A 19914-nucleotide genomic window follows, 5' to 3' on the forward strand; every position below is an offset into this window, starting at 1 on the left:
CCGGATATACAGAACAATCAGACAAAAACAAAGCAAAAAAATTTAGAATTAGGCACCATACTGTTAGGCATCTTGAGATTCTAAGTGCGATGAATATGAGGAGCAAAAGAATTCTATGGAAGAAAAAAAGTATTTAAAATGGTATAACAAAATTGGATATGGTTCAGGTGATATCGCAGGTAATGTAGTCTATGCATTCCTGACATCTTTTATGATGGTCTATCTGACAGACTCAGTAGGACTTGCTGCTGGTGTCGTAGGTACCCTGATTGCCGTATCAAAATTAATTGATGGTTTTACAGATATATTCTTTGGATCAATGATCGACAAAACACACAGCAAAATGGGAAAAGCAAAGCCTTGGATGTTATATGGCTATATTGGATGTGCCATTACATTAGTCTGCTGTTTTGCAGTACCAGTCAGCTGGGGAACAACCGCTAAATATGCATGGTTCTTTATTTCTTATACACTGTTAAATGGTGTGTTTTATACAGCTAATAATATTGCATATTCAGCACTTACATCACTCATCACAAAGAACAGCAAAGAACGTGTGCAGATGGGATCTTACCGTTTCATTTTTGCATTTTTAACAAGCCTTCTGATTCAGGCAATTACAGTTGGATTTGTAGATAAGTGTGGTGGAGATGTAGCTGCATGGAGAACTGTAGCAATTATTTATGCAATTATTGGTCTTATTGTAAATACAATTTCTGCTCTTTCTGTTAAAGAACTTCCAGAAGAGGAACTTAACGAAGGGGAAGTAAAAAATGAGGATGAGAAGTACGGAATGGTACAGGCATTTAAGCTTCTTATCAAAAACAAATATTACATGATGATCTGTGGAACTTACATTTTACAGCAGTTATACAGTGCCATGATTGGAGCCGGTATTTATTACATGACATGGGTACTGAAAAACAAAAACTTGTTCGGACAGTTTGCATGGGCAGTTAATATTCCACTGATCATTGCTTTGATTTTCACACCAACTTTAGTTGGTAAGTGGAAAGGTATGTACAAACTGAACTTAAGAGGTTATATCTTAGCAGTTATCGGTAGAGCACTTGTTGTTGTTGCCGGATATATGGGTAGCGTTCCGCTGATGATGGCATTTACGGCTCTTGCAGCATTAGGACAGGGACCATGGCAGGGAGATATGAATGCGGTTATCGCATCCTGCTCTGAATACACTTATCTTACACAGGGAAAGAGAATTGACGGAACTATGTACTCTTGTACGTCTCTTGGTGTAAAGATCGGTGGAGGTATTGGAACGGCTGTTGTTGGATGGATGCTTGATTTCAGTGGTTACGTTGGAACAAATGCAACTCAGCCACAGTCCGCACTTGATATGATGCAGTTTATGTATCTGTGGCTTCCATTAATCTTTGATGTATTGATTATGTTTGTACTTTCAAGAATGAATGTAGAAGGTGCAAATAAGAAACTGAAAGCAGAAAAAGGAATCACTGCAGATGAAGTAACAGATGCATCAGACATGGAGTAAAATTTGAAGGGAAAAGCATTGTCTGATTGAATCTTCAATTAGACAATGCTTTTACATATTATGAAACAATGAAACAGGCAAAAGAGCGGGGGACAGTATTTTGAATATAGAAGAAGCAATTGGAATGCTTAACGGGAAAGCTGCATTCAAAAGATTTATTGAAAGTTTATAAAAAAAGGACCACTTCATTTTTGTGAAATGGTCTTAAGAAAAAATATTCAGTTTTCACAAAATAGTCCTTTTAGTATTTATACATGATATGGATGCTCAAAATAGTCAGCGTAGAATACTAAAAGGTCGTTCAGATATTTTTTAAGATTGCTCATTTGCGATTCCTCCTTTCCTTGTTTACAAGTTGATTATAGGATAGATGAAAAAGGATTGCTTGCCAAATCGAAAGAAGATATAGACAAATGTTGCAAAGGGGAGTATTTCATGCAGTTAAAATATGTTGACACAAAAGAGGAGATCATAGCAGTAAATAAAAAGTCAAAACATATTGAACCACATCTTCATAATGCACTGGAGATTGTTTGTGTAACAAGTGGAACATTAGAGCTTGGTGTCGGACAGGAACTTTACCATATGGAAAAAGGAGATATAGGCTTTGTATTTCCGGATATTATTCATCACTATCAGGTACTGACACCCGGTGTAAATAAAGCGACTTATCTGATCGCATCGCCCTTTACGATTGGTAAATTTGCAGATATCATGCAGTCCATGGCTCCTGAATATCCAGTTATCAAAGCGGAAAAGGTTGAGCCGGAGGTATATAGGGTTATCAATGCGATCTTAGAGACAGAACAGTCGGATATTACAGTCGCACAGGCTTATCTTCAAATTGTGTTGGCACGCTGCATAGGAAAACTGAATCTGGTAGAGAAGAGCCATGTGGGGAGCAATGACCTTATTTACCAGACGGTTTCCTATATATCAGCAAATTTCAAAAAGAAGCTTTCACTGGAAGAGATGGCGAAAGACCTTGGAGTAAGCAAATATGTCTTATCCAGACTCTTTTCCAAAACATTTCATAGGAATTTCAACCAGTATCTTAACGATGCAAGGCTCAACTACGCATGTCATCGTTTGGAAAATACGAGTGATTCTATTACAAATATTTGCCTGGATAGTGGCTTTGAAAGTCAGAGAACATTTAACCGGGTATTTAAGGAAAGATATAAAATATCGCCTAGTGACTATCGGAGTACATGTGTAAAAGATATATTGTCATAAAAGGTTCTGCTGATAGAATAATTTACTTTGATTTCACGCCGTTATGTATTTGATTTTATGTGCGTATGATACGATATTACAATGGTCGTAGAAAATAGATTTTTCAGAAGTAAAAGAACAAGGCGTACTCTAAAGAAAAAGAAAGGCAGGGCATATATGAATATGGGAAATTCCATAATTGATTTTAACGAGAAAAAAAGGTTTATCTGCGATATGGATGGTGTGATTTATCATGGCAATCAGATATTGCCAGGTGTTCCAGAATTCATTCAGTGGTTACATGATGAAAAGAAGGAATACTTATTTTTGACAAATAATAGCGGGTATACACCACGGGAATTAAATCAGAAACTGGCAAGGATGGGACTTGATGTGCCGGAAGAACATTTTTATACCAGTGCATTGGCAACAGCAGCTTTTTTAAAAGAACAGGCGGCAGGATGTTCAGCATTTGTGATAGGAGAAGCCGGTCTGTTAAATGCACTTTATGATGTAGGTATCACAATGAATGATGTGAATCCGGATTATGTTGTTGTGGGAGAGGGACGATCCTATTCATTGGATACATTAACAAAAGCAACGAATTTGGTTCTGAAAGGTGCAAAGCTGATCGGAGCAAACTCAGATGTTTCCGGACCGATTGAGAACGGCATTGCTCCTGCTTGTCGTGCATTGGTTGCACCTATAGAAATGGCAAGCCTTATATTTGAAGACCTTACAGATGCAATAGGAACATAGGTGATATTTTATGCCTATCGCCCTGAAAACGGGCTTTTATTGCGTAACATTCAAAAATAGGGTGTCAATCTGCAAGAATTTGCTATAATAAAGGCGTGGCAACATTTTGGCAACAGAAAATCAGTAAACCAAAATAACTGATGTAATAGAAGTAAATATCGGCATGAATCCACACAAAACCTAAACAAATATAGTTAATAACATCGGGAAACACGCCGAGTTTGAGTGAGAAAAAGTCAGGAAGTTAAGAATATACAGAGGTTATAGTCGATATGGGCTAAAGAAGAAATAGTATTAAACTATTCTACAACTCATTATTGACACGTAACGACGAAGACGTTACAATTAAAGCATAAACGGAGGTGACATTATGGAGAAATCAGCAACACTTAATCTACGGATTAATCCCACATTAAAATCAGAGGCAGAGACAGTTCTTTCGCGTCTGGGCATACCAATGTCAACGGCTGTCGATATGTTCCTGAATCAAGTAGTTTTAGTTGGAGGGATTCCGTTTTCCGTTACGCTTCCAAAGGCACCGGCAGATATAGATGCCTCTCAGATGACAGATGCGGCTCTTCATGCGAAGCTTCAGAAAGGTTATGATGATTACAGAGCCGGAAGGACAGAGAACGCTGCAGAAGCATTCAAAAAGTTTAGGGAGACTCATAGGTGATGGGGAAACGGATTGTAGAAATTACCCAGACAGCTCTTGACGATATGGAAGGGATCTATGATTATATAGCAGATGTTCTTTTGGCAGCGGAGAATGCTATGGGTCAATATAATCGTATTATTGGATAGAATTACATGGTGTTAGCACCATGTAGATAGGGCGATTAAGGAGAAATATTCGTGATACCCGTATGATACCTGTTTGGTCGGAAACCATGGATAATGAGTAAAATAAGGATATTACGAATATAAAAACCCATAAAAGTCAACTTGGCATTTAACAATTATGTTATATGTTGGTGGCGAATAGTAAACAGAAAGCCGGGAAGACGCATAAACAGCGGACTTTCCGGCTCTCTGTTTGTCTGAGTTTGTTAAATTTATTTTCCCGACAAATGGAGGATGCAGTCGTTTTATTCAGGCGCGTGCTTCCTCTGTTTGGGGATCCTGAATGTGGCCGATGACCAACATCGCCAGAATGAACAGCGCGATGGTAAATATAAAGGGCAGACGGCGGTCCAGGCTGGAAAGCCATCCGGCCAGGTAGCCGAACGGAGAGGAGAGTGCAATGGTTGAGGCCATGATCAGAGCGTTCAGGCGCGCGCGCTCCTGTGCGTTGATGCTGAGCTGGAGCAGTGCATCCTTGCGCGGATTCACCAATGCGGCGGCAACGGCAGCAGTGAATACGTAGACAAGAACAGGCACCAAACTGTTGACAGGAGAGAGAATCAACACCAGAGCAGCTGCACAGTACAGAACGAGCCCGGTCCACAGCGGAACCTTGAATTTTGCAACGCTCATACGGTGTTGGATACCGACCATAAAGACAAGCATGACGGCAGCGTTTAAAATCGGAAACACGGCCAGGTAGTTTTCAGAAAGCCCGAGCCTTTGGGTTACATACAGCCCGAAAAAGTTGGTGTTTACCATATTGCTGATATACAGCAGGACCGAAACGGCAACGGCCTTCAGAGCGCCCTTGTCCTTCAGAAGGTAAGGAATCAGTTGCCGATATTCGCCGAGCATTTGGAAAACGGAAACACCCTTGGTTTCGGCACGTCGGATTTTCCCCTGCTTTGTTTCCCTGCAGAATTTCAAGGTGATGAGCATTTTGATGATCATCGACACGGTGAAAAGCAGATACAGAACACGCACAACCGGTACTACCGAATAGGCATTGACAAACAAGCCGGAAAGCGGTGCAAAGAAGATGGACACCAGACCGCCGATGCTCACCCAGGTGTAGATATTGACAAGGTCTTTTGAGCGTGCGTCCTCGATCAGCAGACAGTACCACGCGGTCTGGTTGATCTGCTCAAAACAGTTCAGGACGGCAGCGAGTAAAAACAGCCAGAAGTTGTCGGATATAGCCCATACGAGACAAGCCAGTGCCCAACCAAAGAAGTCGCCCATCATGGTGGTGAATTTTCTACCGACTTTATCGGTCAGGATGCCACCGGAAAATGAGAAAAACACTTGAAACACCATGGCGATGGATAGAATCAGACCGATCTGCACGTCTGTGATGCCCTGGGTGTACATGTACAGCGTGGCAAACGGTGCGATCAGATTGTAAGGAATGCCCCATAAGGGCTCGATCAATGCCAGTGTGCGCGGGTTTCCAGGATTATTTTCCAAGACCTGAACCAATGGGTGTTCCCTGAGTTTTTCCAGTTTTGCTTTCAGATTCATATATATTCTCCCCGTATTCTCTCAATTTCCTCCCCATTCTATCATATCGTTCTGAAATCGAAAATAGGATTCAAGTTTTTTTCGGTAAATAAAGGGAGGGCAGATTCGAGAATATGCAATTTGAGAAGGAATAGAACATGAATAAAGAATGGTGTAAACTTAATAAAACAATGTAGTTCTTCAGAGCTTAAGGTGTTGATTGCTGCAAGTTCTGCTTGACTGTAAACCCTGTTTATAGTTTATATTCAAAAATAGAATATAGGTGCTTGAGAAGAGGTGCATGATATGACAATAAAAGAGGTTGAAAAACTGACAGGGTTATCACGTTCAAATGTACGCTTTTATGAAAAAGAAAAACTGATTGTTCCTGTAAGAAATGAAAGAAACGGTTATAGAGACTATTCCAATAGCGATATAGAGAATCTTAAAAAGATTGCATATCTTAGAACATTGGGAATTTCTATTGAGGATATACGAAGTATTATATCAGAAAACGTATCATTACGGGAAGTGATCCAAAAACAAAATAAAATACTAAGAGGTCAGATTAGTGAATTAAACAGAGCAAAAAAACTGTGTGAAAAAATGCTTGACGAAGAAACTATAGAGTATAGTGACTTAAAAGTAGAACAGTATGTGGCAGAATTAGAGAAATATTGGAGTGATAATAAGCCTGTGTTCAAATTGGATTCGGTTAGCTTTTTGTATATATGGGGGAGCTTTGTTACATGGACAATAATTACGGTAGTATGCTTATTGATAGCTTTATTGTTTTACACAAAGTTGCCGCCGAAAATTCCTGTACAGTGGAGCGATGGGGCAGTGTCCTCATTGGTGGACAAGAAATTTATTTTTGCTTATCCGATAGCGTGTATTGTAATCCGTTATTTTGTCAGGCCGATTATTTACGGAAAATTGCAGATGAATTTTTATTGTGAGGTTATGACAGAGTATTTAACAATCTATATGTGCTTCCTTGCTTTATCAGTGGAACTTTTTTCTATACTTTTTATTTATGGAATAGTAAAAAATATTATAGCAATGTTAGTTGTAGATACAGTCGTATTGATTGGCGTATTGATAAGAGGGCTTGCTAAAAAGAATTCAGGTACAATGGAAGTTTAGCACTGACCAATTTATGGGATATAAATGATGGAGTCCAAAGCGTAGAGAGGGTCGTAAAGTCATCCAAATCAGATGATGGAGCGGCCTTCTCTTTTTATGTGTAACATATTGACATTTAATTTGTTATATGGGTAGATAGGATTAAGTTATGAAAAAGAGGTGAGATGCTTGGAAGAAAAAATGATAAAACAATTATATCATCAGTATGGAAAAGAATTGTTTTTGTATTTGTATTCTATGTGCCAGCAAAAAGAGTTGGCAGAAGACTTATTACAAGAAACTTTCTTAAAAGCAATCCTGGCATTACCGGAATATCACACAAATATGCGGGCATGGTTGTATAAAGTCGCAAGAAATCTTTTTTACAATTTGTATAAACGAAACAGGCGGGAAATTTGTGATGAGGAATATTTGAAGAAGATTTCTAAATTAGAGGTTGACGAATTTCTAGAAGAATATATTTCCTAACATTGTTTCATTGTTTTATTATGACCCGGGAAAGGAGATATTTGAAAATACAAATCAAATGAGTTTGGATCTCAGGGTGTATACAGAATTAAAAATTCCAGGATATGTTCGGGATAATGTTGTAGTACGAGATAAAGGTTATGGAAATTATGATATCAACATTTATCAAAATGTTTCCTATAATGGGAAATTTACGAATATTGCAGGTGCCTTGAATAAAGGAAATTTGAATCTTTATGATATGAATTTGCTAAATCCACCTCACGATAATGTATTTGCCTGGTTTCAGTTAGAGGATTTGAAAGAACAATCGCTTCGTGAGATAGAGGCAGCGGGCAAAGAGATGTTTTTCTCAGGTGGAACCAGAGAACAGGCCACAGAAGCTCTTCAAGGCTTAGAAGAAAATGTAAAGTATGTTTTTTATGCAACATTGGATAAAATGGTCGATTACAATGAATTTGTTAAATTTAAAAAGGAAAAGAATTCATATGCTAACTGGTGCGCCGTATATACTGGAGGAAGAATTCAAAATCTGGGCATTGAGTGCGAATTGTTACGTTCATGTAATCTGGGATGGGACACAAAGGAATATCCAGAGATGATTATATGGAATCATGACGAAGAAACGCAGCCTTTGGAGAATAAAATTGAGAATACAGAGGTTATGCAGACCCATTTTGAAAGTATGCTGAGATATATGGGAGAACAAGAAGCATTTTTAAAAATGATGAATGAGACTTCTGAAATATACAAAGAGGCAGCAGAGTATATCGAAGAGAATGGAATGCTTATTTATGGGTATTCGGGAATTGCGAAAAAGGAAGAATTGCTAAAAATGAATGAGTGGTCGGAAATTTATGCAATAGAAGTGAGTGAATTGAGATAATTCAGAATGAAAGACAAAATGAAGGGCAAGGAGTTATTTATGACTCCTTGCCCAAGTGCTTTTCAATTATAGAAAAATTAATCTTGTTACTCTTGTTTCAATCTTGGTAAAATAATAGAAAAGGAGTAAATAGAACATGAATAAAGAATGGTCTGAACTTAATAAAACAATGCAGGGACAAATTAAAAAGAAAGATACATATAAGATGGGGGTTGATACTTTGTTCAGTTTACGAAGTCAGTTAATGCAAACCTTAGTATCTTTAAAAGAGGAACTACGCAGAGAAGATTTTAACTCGATCCCGTTCATTAATGCTGATGGCTATCATAGTAAGACGATCGCTTATTCGATCTGGCATATTTTCCGTATTGAAGATATCGTAGCACATTCGGTGATAAAGGAAGATGAACAAGTATTTTTTGTGGGAAATTATCAAAAGCGTATCAATTCGCCCATCATTACAACAGGAAATGAACTCGTGAAACAGCAGATTGCAGATTTTTCAAAACAGCTGAATCTGGAAGAATTATATTCATATATTTTTGAAGTGCGGGAAAGCACAGAAAAAATGCTTGAACAGTTATCTTATGATGAATTAAAAAGGAAAATTTCGATAGAAAGAAAAGAATACCTGAAATCGTTGAAGGTGGTAAAGGAAGATGAAAAAGCAAATTGGCTGATTGATTATTGGTGCAATAAAGATATTCGTGGACTAATTCAAATGCCGTTCTCCAGACATTGGATTATGCACACAGAAGCCTGTTTGCGTATAAAAAATAAGATACAATAGACATTTAATTGAAGGGAGGTTATTTTATGGAATCTTTGGAGAAGATACATTAATCTTCTTACTCTGATCCGTAATCACCAGAAGAATTTTATATACTGCTTTTTCATCGCATTTTTGCTGATCTGACTTATGCTGTTAGTTGTAGTACTGGCAATTCTGATTACCACTCCACTGGGAGCGATTGGCATGGATTTAACTTACAAAAGATTATTGACACGGGAAAGAGTGAATAAAAGTGGAGAGGTTAAAATAGTGAAAAAATGTTAAATGGGCGGATTTTTCCGCCCATTTACTTTGTATAATGAAAAGCGTAACGTACATGGAAAAGAGAATATGTGATTCATGAGAATCAAGAAAGAGGTGCTTTTATGGGTTTACCGCAGAAAAACATACTGATCAATCATTTTCAGGCTGTCGAAGATTATCTGAAACTGGATGCAAGAAATGGAAAGCATCTGCGATTTATTGAGTTGATGAAGAACAGATATATCCCTGAAGTGCAGAATCTTTTAGAAATCATTCCGGAAAGCTTTCATCCGACAGAACTTCAGAAGTTTTACGAACATACCGGGCTAAAGATACTGGTTGAGATCTACAACAGTGAATATGAAGTGACGATGTATGACAGGAAAGGGAAATACCCGAGAGAGGATGCCGTTATCTGGAATAAAGATTTTAGAGAGCAGGTAGCTGAGCATCCGGAATGGCTTGAACCGCAGGAGAAAGCAGATCTGCTGATTCGTTGGATTTTCCCTCTTGAGGAAAAGAAAGAGAATATCGTTGTACATCATTATCAGTTTATATTAAGATAAAAGAAAAGGGGGCGGGGCTAAATGCCCTTGCCCTGTAGTTTGAAAGGAAATGGTGTATGGCAGAGCGGTATTCAAATAAACCATCCAAATATGAGAGATCCTACAGAATACTTGAGTATCTGAAAAAGAATACGGATCAGGAGCATAAGGTGAAGCAGTCAGATCTGAGAAAGATTGAGTATTTGAAGCAATATATCGGGAACAAGGAAACATTTAATGATACTATAGTGAATATGGCAAATGCCATGAATTCGGACAGTAACGAAAGGATAAATCCGGAGGAAGAATGGCGTATTGTTTTTGACGCCTTTGCCAAGCGATATGGGAGCGAAGGAACTGAGGAAGAAGATGAAGAGGGTACCCAGCGGATGCCGATCCGGGGATTGTACTATCATCATATATTTTCTTACGACGAGATCAACAGTCTGATAGAAGGCATTTTATTTTCAAAGACAATGACACCTGAAGACGGGGAGAAACTCATAGAAAAGATAGAGAGCCATCTTACCACAAAATTTTATCCCAAGGGAGCAAAACAGATCTGCAGAGTGAATGAGCCGCAGCTTACGGAAAAGGGGAGAATGCGGGAGAATCTCAAGCTGATCCAGCAGGCGATTGAGGAGAGAGTGCAGATCAGATTTCGGTTTTATGGCTACAACAGGAGAAAGGAACTGGAACCTGTCAGGAAAGAGAAAGATACAGTGAGCCCGTATTACCTTGTTGCAAATGGAGGAAAATATTATCTTCTGGCATGTAAAGAGGTGACGATCAACGGAGAAATTGTCCGGAATATGTCTATCTGGAGAGTGGATTTGATGGGAGAAATGGAGATACCGGGACGTGATGAAAAGCTTGGAATTCCAGGAATTCCGGCATTGAAAAAAGAGAGCGTGGAAAATCTTCCAAAGCAATGGAGTGAAGACTTTCATCTTTCACACCTTAACATGGCTTTTGACGAGCCGGTAAAAATCAGATTGAAGATAACAAGAGTGCGGGAAAAGGCAGACTATACTTTCCTTCACGACTGGTTTGGAGATACATTCCGATTCGTGGGAAAGAGTGATATTGTGGAGGTAATGTGCAGCCCGTTTGCAATGGTGAACTGGGCACTTCAATATAGTGACCGGGTGGAAGTTCTGGAACCGGAGAGTATCAGACGCCAGGTGGCGGAGAAAGCCAGGAGATTATATGAAAAATATGGAGAAAATTAAGATGAACAGGGCTTATTGCTATATTGATGATGTTCTGGAAATGAAAAATAAAGGAGCATTTGATCCCGAAAAATATTGCTATGATAAGGATTGTGGCAGGAAGAGCCTGGATCCGGATTGCCGGAGTCATAGATTATATGAAGATCTGGCAAAAGTGTTTGGCGGAAAAACGAATTACGCGGAAAATGAGTTGATATTTTCAAAAACAGAGGAGACGGAACTTACGGATGCGAAAGGTCGTAGATACGGATCGGATTACATCGGACCTTCCTGGAACTGGGCCAGACTGGAATATGGATTTACAGACAGGGAGATCGGAGAGGGATTGAAGAGGACCAGACTTCTCGGAGGGCATATGCTTTGGTTGAGAAAGACTCCTTCCATCAACACAACGAAAGGCGGAAAAGGTATCTATGACAGGATCGATTTGTGTCTGGATGAAATCAAGAATGCCTATGAATGTGGGTTTGAAGGGGTATCCAGCCATAAACAGTCTTTGTGGCAGGAGATCTGTGAAGAAAAAGAATGGTTCGAATTATTTGGAAGAGGATGGAAAGGGTTTTCAAACTTTATTGATTTCTTCCTGCTCAATGATTATGTGAATGGGAACTATGACGTCATCTCCCTGTCCATATCCAACTGCAGGGAAGGATGTTATGAGCTGGTAAAAGAAGAATGCCGGCGTATCAATCAATACAAGATCAGTACAAAAAACAACTGCTATTTACCGGGGAGACAATTTGGCCTGAACCTTCAGGAGGATGAAGCGAAAGCGGCGTACAGACAGTATATTAATAATTGTATTTTTCTGATAGAGAAAAGGACGGAGAGTATGTTAAAGAAGCTGTCTGTGTAGCTGACCGTGTTTTGTGATAAAATGAGAATATATCAAAAATAGATTAAAAGATGACCAGATGAAACGGGAATCAGGGATTGCCGGACTGGACTATTTGGAAGGAGAGCAGAGGATGAAATTATTTCAGGAAATTACGGAAGTATACAAATATCAAAAAGCGAGTGAATTTATAAAGGAGTTTCAGATTGGAGAAGGAGACTTTGTTTTTACGAGTCAGTCAGTATTTGAGACTTATTTTCAAGAACTTCGATCAAGCGGTGCTGTTGTACATTTTAAAAGCGAATACGGACAGGGCGAACCTACAGATCTGATGGTGGATGCTCTGTTAAAAGATTTCAGAAGAACGGATTGTAAAAGGGTTATTGCGATCGGCGGCGGAGCAGTGATTGATATGGCAAAGATCCTGGTGCTGGATGGAGAGGCAAAAGCTGCGGAATATTATCAAAGGAAGGTGCCGGTCAGAAAGATACGGACCTTGGTTGCTGTGCCGACGACCTGTGGGGCTGGTGCGGAGGTGTCAAATGTATCTATTGCGGAGATGACAGCTCTTCAGACAAAGCTGGGACTGGCCGGTGAGGAGATGTATCCGGATCAGGCGGTGCTTATTCCGGAACTTCTCGGGAAACTGCCATGGCACTTTTTTGTAACGAGTGCGATTGATGCCCTGATCCATGCTATCGAGTCCTATGTATCGCCGAAAAGTACATTGTATACACGGATGTTTGCAAAAGAGGCTATGCAGATTTTTCTCAAGGGCTTCCGTATGTTGGAAGAGAAAGGACCAGACAGCAGAGAGGAATTGTTTGAAGACTTTCTGATAGCCAGTGATCTTGCAGGCATTTCCTTTGCCATTGCCGGGACGGGAACGGTGCATGCGATGTCTTATCCGCTTAGCGGAACTTACCATGTGACACACGGAGAGGCCAACTATCAGTTCCTAACAGCGGTATTCCAGGCATATCAGGAAACAAATCCAGATGGAGGAATCCGGGAACTGAATACATTTCTGGCGGATATTTTTTCGTGTGAACCTGATATGGTTTACAAGGAGATTGAAAAATTGCTGGATGGACTGATTCAGAGGACACCGCTTCACAAATACGGCATGAAAGAAGAAGAAATCCGAAGCTTTGCCGAGAGTGTGGAGAAATCGCAGCAGCGTTTGCTGGGGCAGAGTTATGTGAAATTCGGGGCTGACGATCTGGAAAAGATTTATCGAAAACTTTATTAGGGGGATGAAAAACAAATAGAAAAAGTATAGGATATGGAGTTTTTAAAAACATTAAGAAATAATTACAGATCTCTTCCTTGAGGGCCGAATCGTGCCATGCTAGTATGAAGCAAATTTGAGGATGAATGGCATGAGAAAGGAGAAGTATCCTATGAGAATAAAAAAATTCATGACTCCCGAGATGTATGTGGAACGTGTGGAAGGTTCAGAGGAATGGTATCTGGGAGTTGCCTTTGAGGAAGATGTATGCGATCTGTTTGATGCGGAAATTATGGAGAAAGAAGGAAAAGAATTTCCGGGTAATTGCCCTTATTTTTTTCATTATCCTGACGGGGCAGTGTATCATCCCTTCCCCACAAAGAAGCATGTCTATTATGAAAATCCGGTTTGGGACAAAGATCGTTTTGGAATTCTGGCGGTAGATTTTTCTTTGCGGAAAATTCTAATCTACACTTATATTCCCGGGGCAAAGCCGGAGATCCTGCATTCCATGGATCTGGATGAAGTGGAGGACTGTTATAATCTGAAACTGGAGATGACTCCGTGGATATTGGGAAGGCAGACGCATAACGAATATGAGGCAATCTGGCCGGTAAAAAAGAAGTTCCCGATCGGGGACAACGAAAGCATGATCTGCAGGGACGGCAATGTGCTGTTTCTTTCGCGGTGGGTGGAAGATCCGGTTTATCATGAATATGTAGTGACGATAGATATGGAGACTGGGGAAGAACTTTGCGTAGAAAAGGGAAATCTCTATCTGATGCCGGATGGAAGTTTGTGGAATATATAAAATATGCGGGAAGTCGCATGGAGAGAAAAATGGCAGGTAATCGTAACGGTTATCTGCTGTTTTTACCACGCAACGCTTTCAGCTTTTCCATAAAAATAGACTTGCCTATAGCTGTTTGGTAAAATTAAGCATCACAGATCAATCTATCAAATCATATCTGAATAAAGCTCCAGTTACCTACAGTATACAATTCAGCGATCAATTTGTCATGAGAATTTCCAATTGAATTCGCCGTGTGTTATACTAAAATTATATCACAAAGATCAAAACAGAATTTACGAGGTCACAAATGAAAATCAACCAGACAGAGTTACTTTTACAAGGCTATACGACCGCTTTCCTGGATGCGGGCAATCATTCCAATCTTGCATATCGCCCGGAATTTGTTTCCAATAATCCGAAGCTTGGGAAAAAGGTGCTGGTTTCTATTGAGCGAGAACTGTCAGAATGTGATGAATTTCAGATCAGTGTTGCCTTTGTTACAAAGAGTGGGATCACACCATTGCTTCAAACGTTGGAAGAGCTGGAGAAAAAGGGAATTCCCGGGAAATTTCTCACGACGGACTATCTGATGTTTAGTGAACCGGAAGCCTTGAAAAAGTTGGCGGAACTGAAAAATATAGAATTGAAGATGTTTCGTATTAAATCCCAGAGCAAGGGATTCCACACCAAGGGATACATCTTCAAAAAAGAAGAGATTTACCGGATGATTATCGGTAGTTCCAATATGACGTTGAGCGCGATTACGAGAAGCAAGGAGTGGAATACCAAGATTGTTTCGACAATCAATGGGGAATATACACGAGAAGTACTTGAGGAATTCCAGGATTTGTGGAATGACCCGCAGTCGCAGTCTTATGATGAGTTTATTTCGGATTATACAGAGAAATATATGAAGAATAAACTTATCAGAGAACAAAAACAGCAGGCGTTAAAAGAGCAGATTGTGGAGCTGGATCAATATACATTACAACCCAACAAGATGCAGGCTGTGTTCGTAGAACATGTCATGGAAATGTGGCATAGAGGAATCAAGAGAGCCTTGCTTTTGAGTGCAACGGGAACCGGAAAGACTTATGCCTCTGCGTTTGCTCTGAGGGAAATGAATCCGCGAAGAGTATTATTTTTGGTACACAGGGAACAGATCGCAAAGCAGACGATCAAAAGCTACAGGAAAGTGTTTGGAAATTCCAGAACATACGGGCTCTTATCAGGTTCGCGAAAGGAACTGGATGCAGAGTTTCTGTTTGCTACCATGCAGATGATGTCAAAAGAGGAGATTTATACCAAATTTGAACCGCAGGAATTTGATGTCATTATTCTGGACGAGTGTCACCATGCCGGGGCAGAAAGCTATCAACGGATTTTGCGATATTTTGAGCCAAAGTTCTGGCTTGGAATGACGGCCAGCCCGGATACAAATCAGTACGATGTGTACTCGATTTTTGATCACAATATTGCATATGAAATTCGTTTGCAGCAGGCTTTGGAAGAAGACTTGTTATGTCCATTCCACTACTTTGGAATTACGGATCTGGAAGTGGATGGAGAAGTATTTGACGACAACACGGGAATCCGTAATTTTGCAAAACTGGTATCGGACGATCGGGCGAATTATGTCATCGAAAAAGCAGAGTACTATGGATATAGCGGCGACCGTGTCAGAGGACTTGTATTTTGTAGCCGAAAGGATGAGGCGAAGGAATTGTCCCGAAAATTCAATCGGCGGGGATATCGGACGGAGGTTTTGACGGGTGAAGACAGTCAGGACAGGCGAGAGCAGGTGATCCACGGACTGACAGATGATGTGGATGAGTCGCAGCAGATTGATTATATTTTTACTGTCGATATTTTTAATGAAGGGGTGGATGTGCCGGAAATTAACCAGGTTATCATGCTGAGACCAACGGAGTCGCCGGTTGTCTTTATTCAGCAATTAGGCAGGGGACTGAGAAAAAGCGAAGGAAAAGAGTATGTGGTGATCCTGGACTTTATCGGAAATTATATGAATAATTTTATGATTCCGATTGCGCTGTCCGGTGACCGAAGCTACAATAAAGACGTAATGCGGCGTTATGTACAGGAAGGAACACGTGTCATCCCGGGAAGTTCTACCATTCATTTTGATGCGATTTCCAGAAAGCGGATTTATGCCTCGATTGATGCCGCCCGGACGAATGACGTGAAGCTTTTAAAGGAATCCTATCAGGCGCTGAAATATAAACTGGGGCGAATTCCGACAATTCGGGAGTTTAAAGAATACGGTTCCATTGACATTACCAAGATATTCGATAAGTTTGGATCTTACTATCAATTTTTGAAGAAATATGAAAAAGACTATCAGGTGGAACTGACAGAAAAAGAGCAGAAGGTCGTGGAATATTTTTCGAGAAAAATAGTTTTGTACAAGCGGGTCCATGAGCTGATCCTTTTGAAAAATCTGATCCGAGAGCAGAACCGGATTCTTAAATATTATGATCGCGTACTTAGAAAAGAATATCAGCTTCCATTATCGGACGAGGTGGAACGATCGGTAGTCCGCAATTTGACCAATCAGTTTCCAAAAGAAGCAGAGCGTGAAAAATATTCAGATTGTGTTTTGATTGAAAAACTGGAAAATGGTGATTATCGGCTTTCGGATTCTTTCAATCAGGATCTGCAAAATCCAGTATTTCGGGAAATGATCCAGGAACTGATTGATTTTGGAATTGACCGATATGATGAGAATTATGCGCAGCCGTATAAAGATACAAATTTCCAGTTATATCAGAAATATACGTACGAAGATGTGTGCAGACTTTTAAATTGGGAGCGAAATTTGAATGCCCAGAATATTGGTGGATATTATTATGATGCTTCCACAAAGACATTGCCGGTATTCATTAATTACGAAAAAGCGGAAGATGCGATTGCATACGAGGACCGTTTTGTCTCCGAAAATACGTTAATTGCCTTGTCAAAGCATCCAAGAAAGGTGACATCCATGGACGCGGTACATATTTACAAGGTGGGAGAATGCGAGAAGGACAATCGGATTTTTCTGTTCGTAAGAAAGAATAAAGATGACAACGAAGCAAAGGAATTTTACTTTTTGGGTGAAATATTTGCGGAGGGCCAGCCAAAAGCAATTCATATGGATTCTACCAATGACGATGCCTTTGAAATTTTGTATCGTCTTGATGTGCCGGTACGCAGTGATATTTATGACTATATCGTAAATTCAGGTGAACTATAAAGAAAGCAGGATGACAATGAAAACAATAAAAGTAGTAGCTGCCATCATCAAAGATGGTGAAAAGATATTTGCAACTCAGAGAGGATACGGTGAATTTAAAGATGGATGGGAGTTCCCGGGAGGAAAGATCGAGCTGGGCGAAACGCCGCAGGAAGCGTTGAAACGAGAAATCCGGGAAGAACTGGAAACGGAGATTGAAGTCGGGGAATGGATTGATACAGTCGAGTACGATTATCCGGATTTTCATTTGTCAATGGACTGTTTTCTCTGTACCATCAAAAGCGGAGACTTGGTTTTGAAAGAGCATGAAGCCGCAAAATGGCTGTCGAAGGATACGCTTTACAGTGTGGAGTGGCTTCCGGCAGACGTTGAACTGATTGGAAAACTCGAACGGCTTTTGAAATAAAACGGAAAGGCAGAAATCTGTTGCAGGCTGTACCGTTTTCGAACAGTATGGAGGGAGTGGTAATTCAGTGACTAAATCAGATTTTGAAAAATTCTTCAAAAAGGGGAATCCATTAATACAGAATTCAAATCCTGGGTAAAGGCGTCCGGATTGAAGGTATGATTGTGCTTTGTGGAAAGGGTAGATATGCTAAATATGTAGCAAGTGAAAGGCTTCTCTAGGTAATTTAATGAGTTTTCAATGAGTTTCTAATGCGTTTTAATGCGTTTCACACGCATTAAAACGCATTAAAAATTTGTAGAAAAGTGCGTAAAGGTATATCCATTAGCGCTGGTGCCATATATACTTAAACTAGGAAAATAAATAGTACATTTTATTTCAAAGCAGGTTTAGATAAGGTGGTGTCTGGAATATGAGAAATGTAATACATATTTATGGAGCTTCAGGATCTGGAACAAGTACACTAGGCAGAAAAATCAGTGAAGAATTGGGATATAAATTTATGGATACAGATGATTACTTCTGGGTACCTACCAATCCACAATATACCACCAAAAGAAGCCGAGAAGAGCGGCTTGCATTGATGAAAAAAGATATTACAGAAAATGAAAATGTAGTCATTTCCGGTTCGTTAGTGGACTGGGGAGATGAATTAATTCCAATGTTTACATTAGTTGTGCGGCTTGTTACGGATACAGAAACAAGGATTGAAAGATTAAAGAATCGAGAAAAGCAAAGGTTTGGAAAGCGTATAATGCCAGGCGGTGATATGTATACACATCATATGGAATTTATTCAATGGGCACAAGAGTATGATACCGGAAGTGTAGATATGAGAAGTAAGGCAAAACACGATGAATGGGAGAAATTATTACTCTGTAAACAGATTGTTTTGGATGGAGGAGCGGACTTGGAAGAAAACTTTAAAGCGGTACAAGCAGAAATTCATTCTGTTATTGGAAGAACAGTGACTGTGACGATTGACAGACCATTGGGAAGCTATCACCCGGAACATAAGGATATGTATTATCCGATAAATTACGGCTATGTAGAAGGTATCATGTCGCCGGATGGAGAAGAACAAGATGCTTATATATTAGGTGTGGATGGAGCTATCGACAAATTTACAGGTAAGATTATCGCAGTTGTTCATAGAAAGGATGATGCGGAAGAAAAATGGGTTGTTGTACCTGAAAATATGGCTTTTACAAAAGAGGAAATCAGGCAGCAAATTTATTTTCAAGAGCAGTATTTTGATAGTGAGATTGTGATGTAAAGATTGGCAATATTAAAAATGGAAAGAGGATAGAAAGATAATAACAGAAATTTCCTATATGCCAGAATTGTTTGTAAATGAAAGGTTTTGAAAGAAGAAACGAAAAGGAGCCAAAAAAAGAGCCGAAAGAAGGTTCAGAAAGTTATAAAAGAGTTGCAGAAAGAAGGCTTGCTTGTGAGAGAAGGAACAAGAAGTTATGAATTTAGATCATAATTAATTTAAAATCTTGCAGACTAATGAGGACAGAAAATGAAGTGGGAATTTGAAGAAGAGTTAAAGAAATATGGATATTCAAAGGAATGTATAGATCAAGTAGATTCTATTTCGGAAGGAATTATTCTTGAAATAGGGAGAACACTGAAACCGGACAAAGAAGCTTGTTTTAATAGACTTGAAAGCTACCGGATATGTCTGGAAGCTTTGTATGAATTAAATGCTAAGAAAAAAGAAATAGAAAAAACAGACGAGGTGGTTCCCGAACCATCTGTACTTATCCGATGTTTGAATAAAATAAGAAACTAAAACTTCCCACACCAATACGGTGTGTTGAACCTTGAAAATTCAATATTTCAGCCAATAAAAAGGCATAAACCTGTTCCGTTTGGTATAATGGAATTGACTAGAAACCATTTTTACAAAGGAGATTTATGCCATGTCCAGTATACCACAAAACCATTGCGATGAGAACGAGTTAATTGATTGCGTTCAAAGATTTTTTTCCAGGCATCATGTCAGCAAGCTTCTTGCCAGATGTAATGGGATGAAAGAAAAAGGCGTTTCACCTGTTTCTCTCCTTCGTTACAAACTCAGCAACGTTTTTGTCGGAAGAAGTATGTATATGCAGCAGCGAACTGGCTCTTTTAAGGAAGATTTTTCAAAGAACACTTTTTATCGGTTCCTAAATTCGGCAAAAACAAACTGGCTCCGTTTTACTTCTCTTCTGGCTGCTGATATCGTCAATAATGATCTCAAAG

The 19914-nt window shown here is 39.6% G+C and carries 19 protein-coding genes and 2 pseudogenes; 20 read left to right on the forward strand and 1 reads right to left on the reverse strand.

What is annotated here, in order from left to right:
- The first annotated feature begins 115 nt into the window (after positions 1 to 115).
- The 5 genes and pseudogenes from B5E64_RS02285 (at position 116) to B5E64_RS18300 (ending at position 4291) form a co-directional block, all read left to right on the forward strand.
- Positions 116 to 1513: a glycoside-pentoside-hexuronide (GPH):cation symporter gene (locus B5E64_RS02285; RefSeq protein ID WP_087166890.1), complete on the forward strand. Its 1398-nt coding sequence runs from the start codon at positions 116 to 118 to the stop codon at positions 1511 to 1513.
- A 435-nt stretch (positions 1514 to 1948) separates the two neighbouring features.
- Positions 1949 to 2749: an AraC family transcriptional regulator gene (locus B5E64_RS02290; protein WP_087151638.1), complete on the forward strand. Its 801-nt coding sequence runs from the start codon at positions 1949 to 1951 to the stop codon at positions 2747 to 2749.
- 156 nt (positions 2750 to 2905) lie between these two features.
- Positions 2906 to 3448 (forward strand): annotated as a pseudogene (locus B5E64_RS02295) (TIGR01457 family HAD-type hydrolase); the annotation flags it as partial.
- Between the two features lie 409 nt (positions 3449 to 3857).
- Positions 3858 to 4163, forward strand: coding sequence for a type II toxin-antitoxin system RelB/DinJ family antitoxin (locus B5E64_RS02300; protein ID WP_087166891.1), 306 nt, complete (start codon positions 3858 to 3860; stop codon positions 4161 to 4163).
- The gene (locus B5E64_RS18300) at positions 4160 to 4291 is read left to right on the forward strand and encodes a hypothetical protein (RefSeq protein WP_343284033.1); all 132 of its coding nucleotides are present in this window, start codon (positions 4160 to 4162) and stop codon (positions 4289 to 4291) included. The genes B5E64_RS02300 and B5E64_RS18300 overlap by 4 nt, the downstream gene beginning before the upstream one ends.
- 288 nt (positions 4292 to 4579) lie before the next feature.
- Here the strand turns inward: B5E64_RS18300 and B5E64_RS02310 are convergent, their stop codons facing one another.
- Complete coding sequence (locus B5E64_RS02310) at positions 4580 to 5854, reverse strand: MFS transporter (protein ID WP_087166892.1); 1275 nt, start codon at positions 5852 to 5854, stop codon at positions 4580 to 4582.
- 285 nt (positions 5855 to 6139) lie between these two features.
- Between B5E64_RS02310 and B5E64_RS02315 the strand changes: the two genes are divergently transcribed.
- From B5E64_RS02315 to B5E64_RS18125, 15 genes and pseudogenes are all read left to right on the forward strand, one after another.
- Entirely contained in the window at positions 6140 to 6979 is an 840-nt protein-coding gene (locus B5E64_RS02315) for a MerR family transcriptional regulator (RefSeq protein WP_087166893.1), read from the forward strand.
- A gap of 168 nt (positions 6980 to 7147) precedes the next feature.
- Positions 7148 to 7447, forward strand: a complete 300-nt coding sequence (locus B5E64_RS02320) for an RNA polymerase sigma factor (RefSeq protein ID WP_242960059.1) — start codon at positions 7148 to 7150, stop codon at positions 7445 to 7447.
- Between the two features lie 58 nt (positions 7448 to 7505).
- Positions 7506 to 8333: an anti sigma factor C-terminal domain-containing protein gene (locus tag B5E64_RS02325; protein WP_087166894.1), complete on the forward strand. Its 828-nt coding sequence runs from the start codon at positions 7506 to 7508 to the stop codon at positions 8331 to 8333.
- 136 nt (positions 8334 to 8469) lie between these two features.
- Positions 8470 to 9123: a phage head-tail adapter protein gene (locus B5E64_RS02330; RefSeq protein WP_087166895.1), complete on the forward strand. Its 654-nt coding sequence runs from the start codon at positions 8470 to 8472 to the stop codon at positions 9121 to 9123.
- A 368-nt stretch (positions 9124 to 9491) separates the two neighbouring features.
- On the forward strand, positions 9492 to 9935 hold the full coding sequence (locus B5E64_RS02335; protein ID WP_087166896.1) for a hypothetical protein: 444 nt from the start codon (positions 9492 to 9494) through the stop codon (positions 9933 to 9935).
- 56 nt (positions 9936 to 9991) lie between these two features.
- Positions 9992 to 11146, forward strand: a complete 1155-nt coding sequence (locus B5E64_RS02340; RefSeq protein WP_087166897.1) for a WYL domain-containing protein — start codon at positions 9992 to 9994, stop codon at positions 11144 to 11146.
- Entirely contained in the window at positions 11133 to 12002 is an 870-nt protein-coding gene (locus B5E64_RS02345) for a hypothetical protein (protein WP_140398807.1), read from the forward strand. The genes B5E64_RS02340 and B5E64_RS02345 overlap by 14 nt, the downstream gene beginning before the upstream one ends.
- A 58-nt stretch (positions 12003 to 12060) precedes the next feature.
- Complete coding sequence (locus tag B5E64_RS02350; RefSeq protein ID WP_242960060.1) at positions 12061 to 13233, forward strand: 4-hydroxybutyrate dehydrogenase; 1173 nt, start codon at positions 12061 to 12063, stop codon at positions 13231 to 13233.
- A gap of 151 nt (positions 13234 to 13384) precedes the next feature.
- Positions 13385 to 14023: a hypothetical protein gene (locus tag B5E64_RS02355; RefSeq protein WP_087166899.1), complete on the forward strand. Its 639-nt coding sequence runs from the start codon at positions 13385 to 13387 to the stop codon at positions 14021 to 14023.
- A gap of 289 nt (positions 14024 to 14312) precedes the next feature.
- Positions 14313 to 17258: a DUF3427 domain-containing protein gene (locus B5E64_RS02360; RefSeq protein ID WP_087166900.1), complete on the forward strand. Its 2946-nt coding sequence runs from the start codon at positions 14313 to 14315 to the stop codon at positions 17256 to 17258.
- A gap of 16 nt (positions 17259 to 17274) precedes the next feature.
- On the forward strand, positions 17275 to 17664 hold the full coding sequence (locus tag B5E64_RS02365) for a (deoxy)nucleoside triphosphate pyrophosphohydrolase (protein WP_087166901.1): 390 nt from the start codon (positions 17275 to 17277) through the stop codon (positions 17662 to 17664).
- Positions 17665 to 18076: 412 nt separating this feature from the next.
- Positions 18077 to 18940 (forward strand): AAA family ATPase, encoded by an 864-nt coding sequence (locus B5E64_RS18720; RefSeq protein ID WP_087166902.1) that lies wholly within the window; start codon positions 18077 to 18079, stop codon positions 18938 to 18940.
- Between the two features lie 77 nt (positions 18941 to 19017).
- Positions 19018 to 19140, forward strand: a complete 123-nt coding sequence (locus tag B5E64_RS18600) for a hypothetical protein (RefSeq protein ID WP_275532776.1) — start codon at positions 19018 to 19020, stop codon at positions 19138 to 19140.
- 49 nt (positions 19141 to 19189) lie between these two features.
- The gene (locus B5E64_RS02375) at positions 19190 to 19462 is read left to right on the forward strand and encodes a hypothetical protein (RefSeq protein ID WP_087166903.1); all 273 of its coding nucleotides are present in this window, start codon (positions 19190 to 19192) and stop codon (positions 19460 to 19462) included.
- A gap of 130 nt (positions 19463 to 19592) precedes the next feature.
- Positions 19593 to 19914 (forward strand): annotated as a pseudogene (locus tag B5E64_RS18125) (transposase); the annotation flags it as partial.

Origin of the sequence: Drancourtella sp. An12 (assembly GCF_002160935.1) — a bacterium.
Taxonomy (GTDB): domain Bacteria; phylum Bacillota; class Clostridia; order Lachnospirales; family Lachnospiraceae; genus Sellimonas; species Sellimonas catena.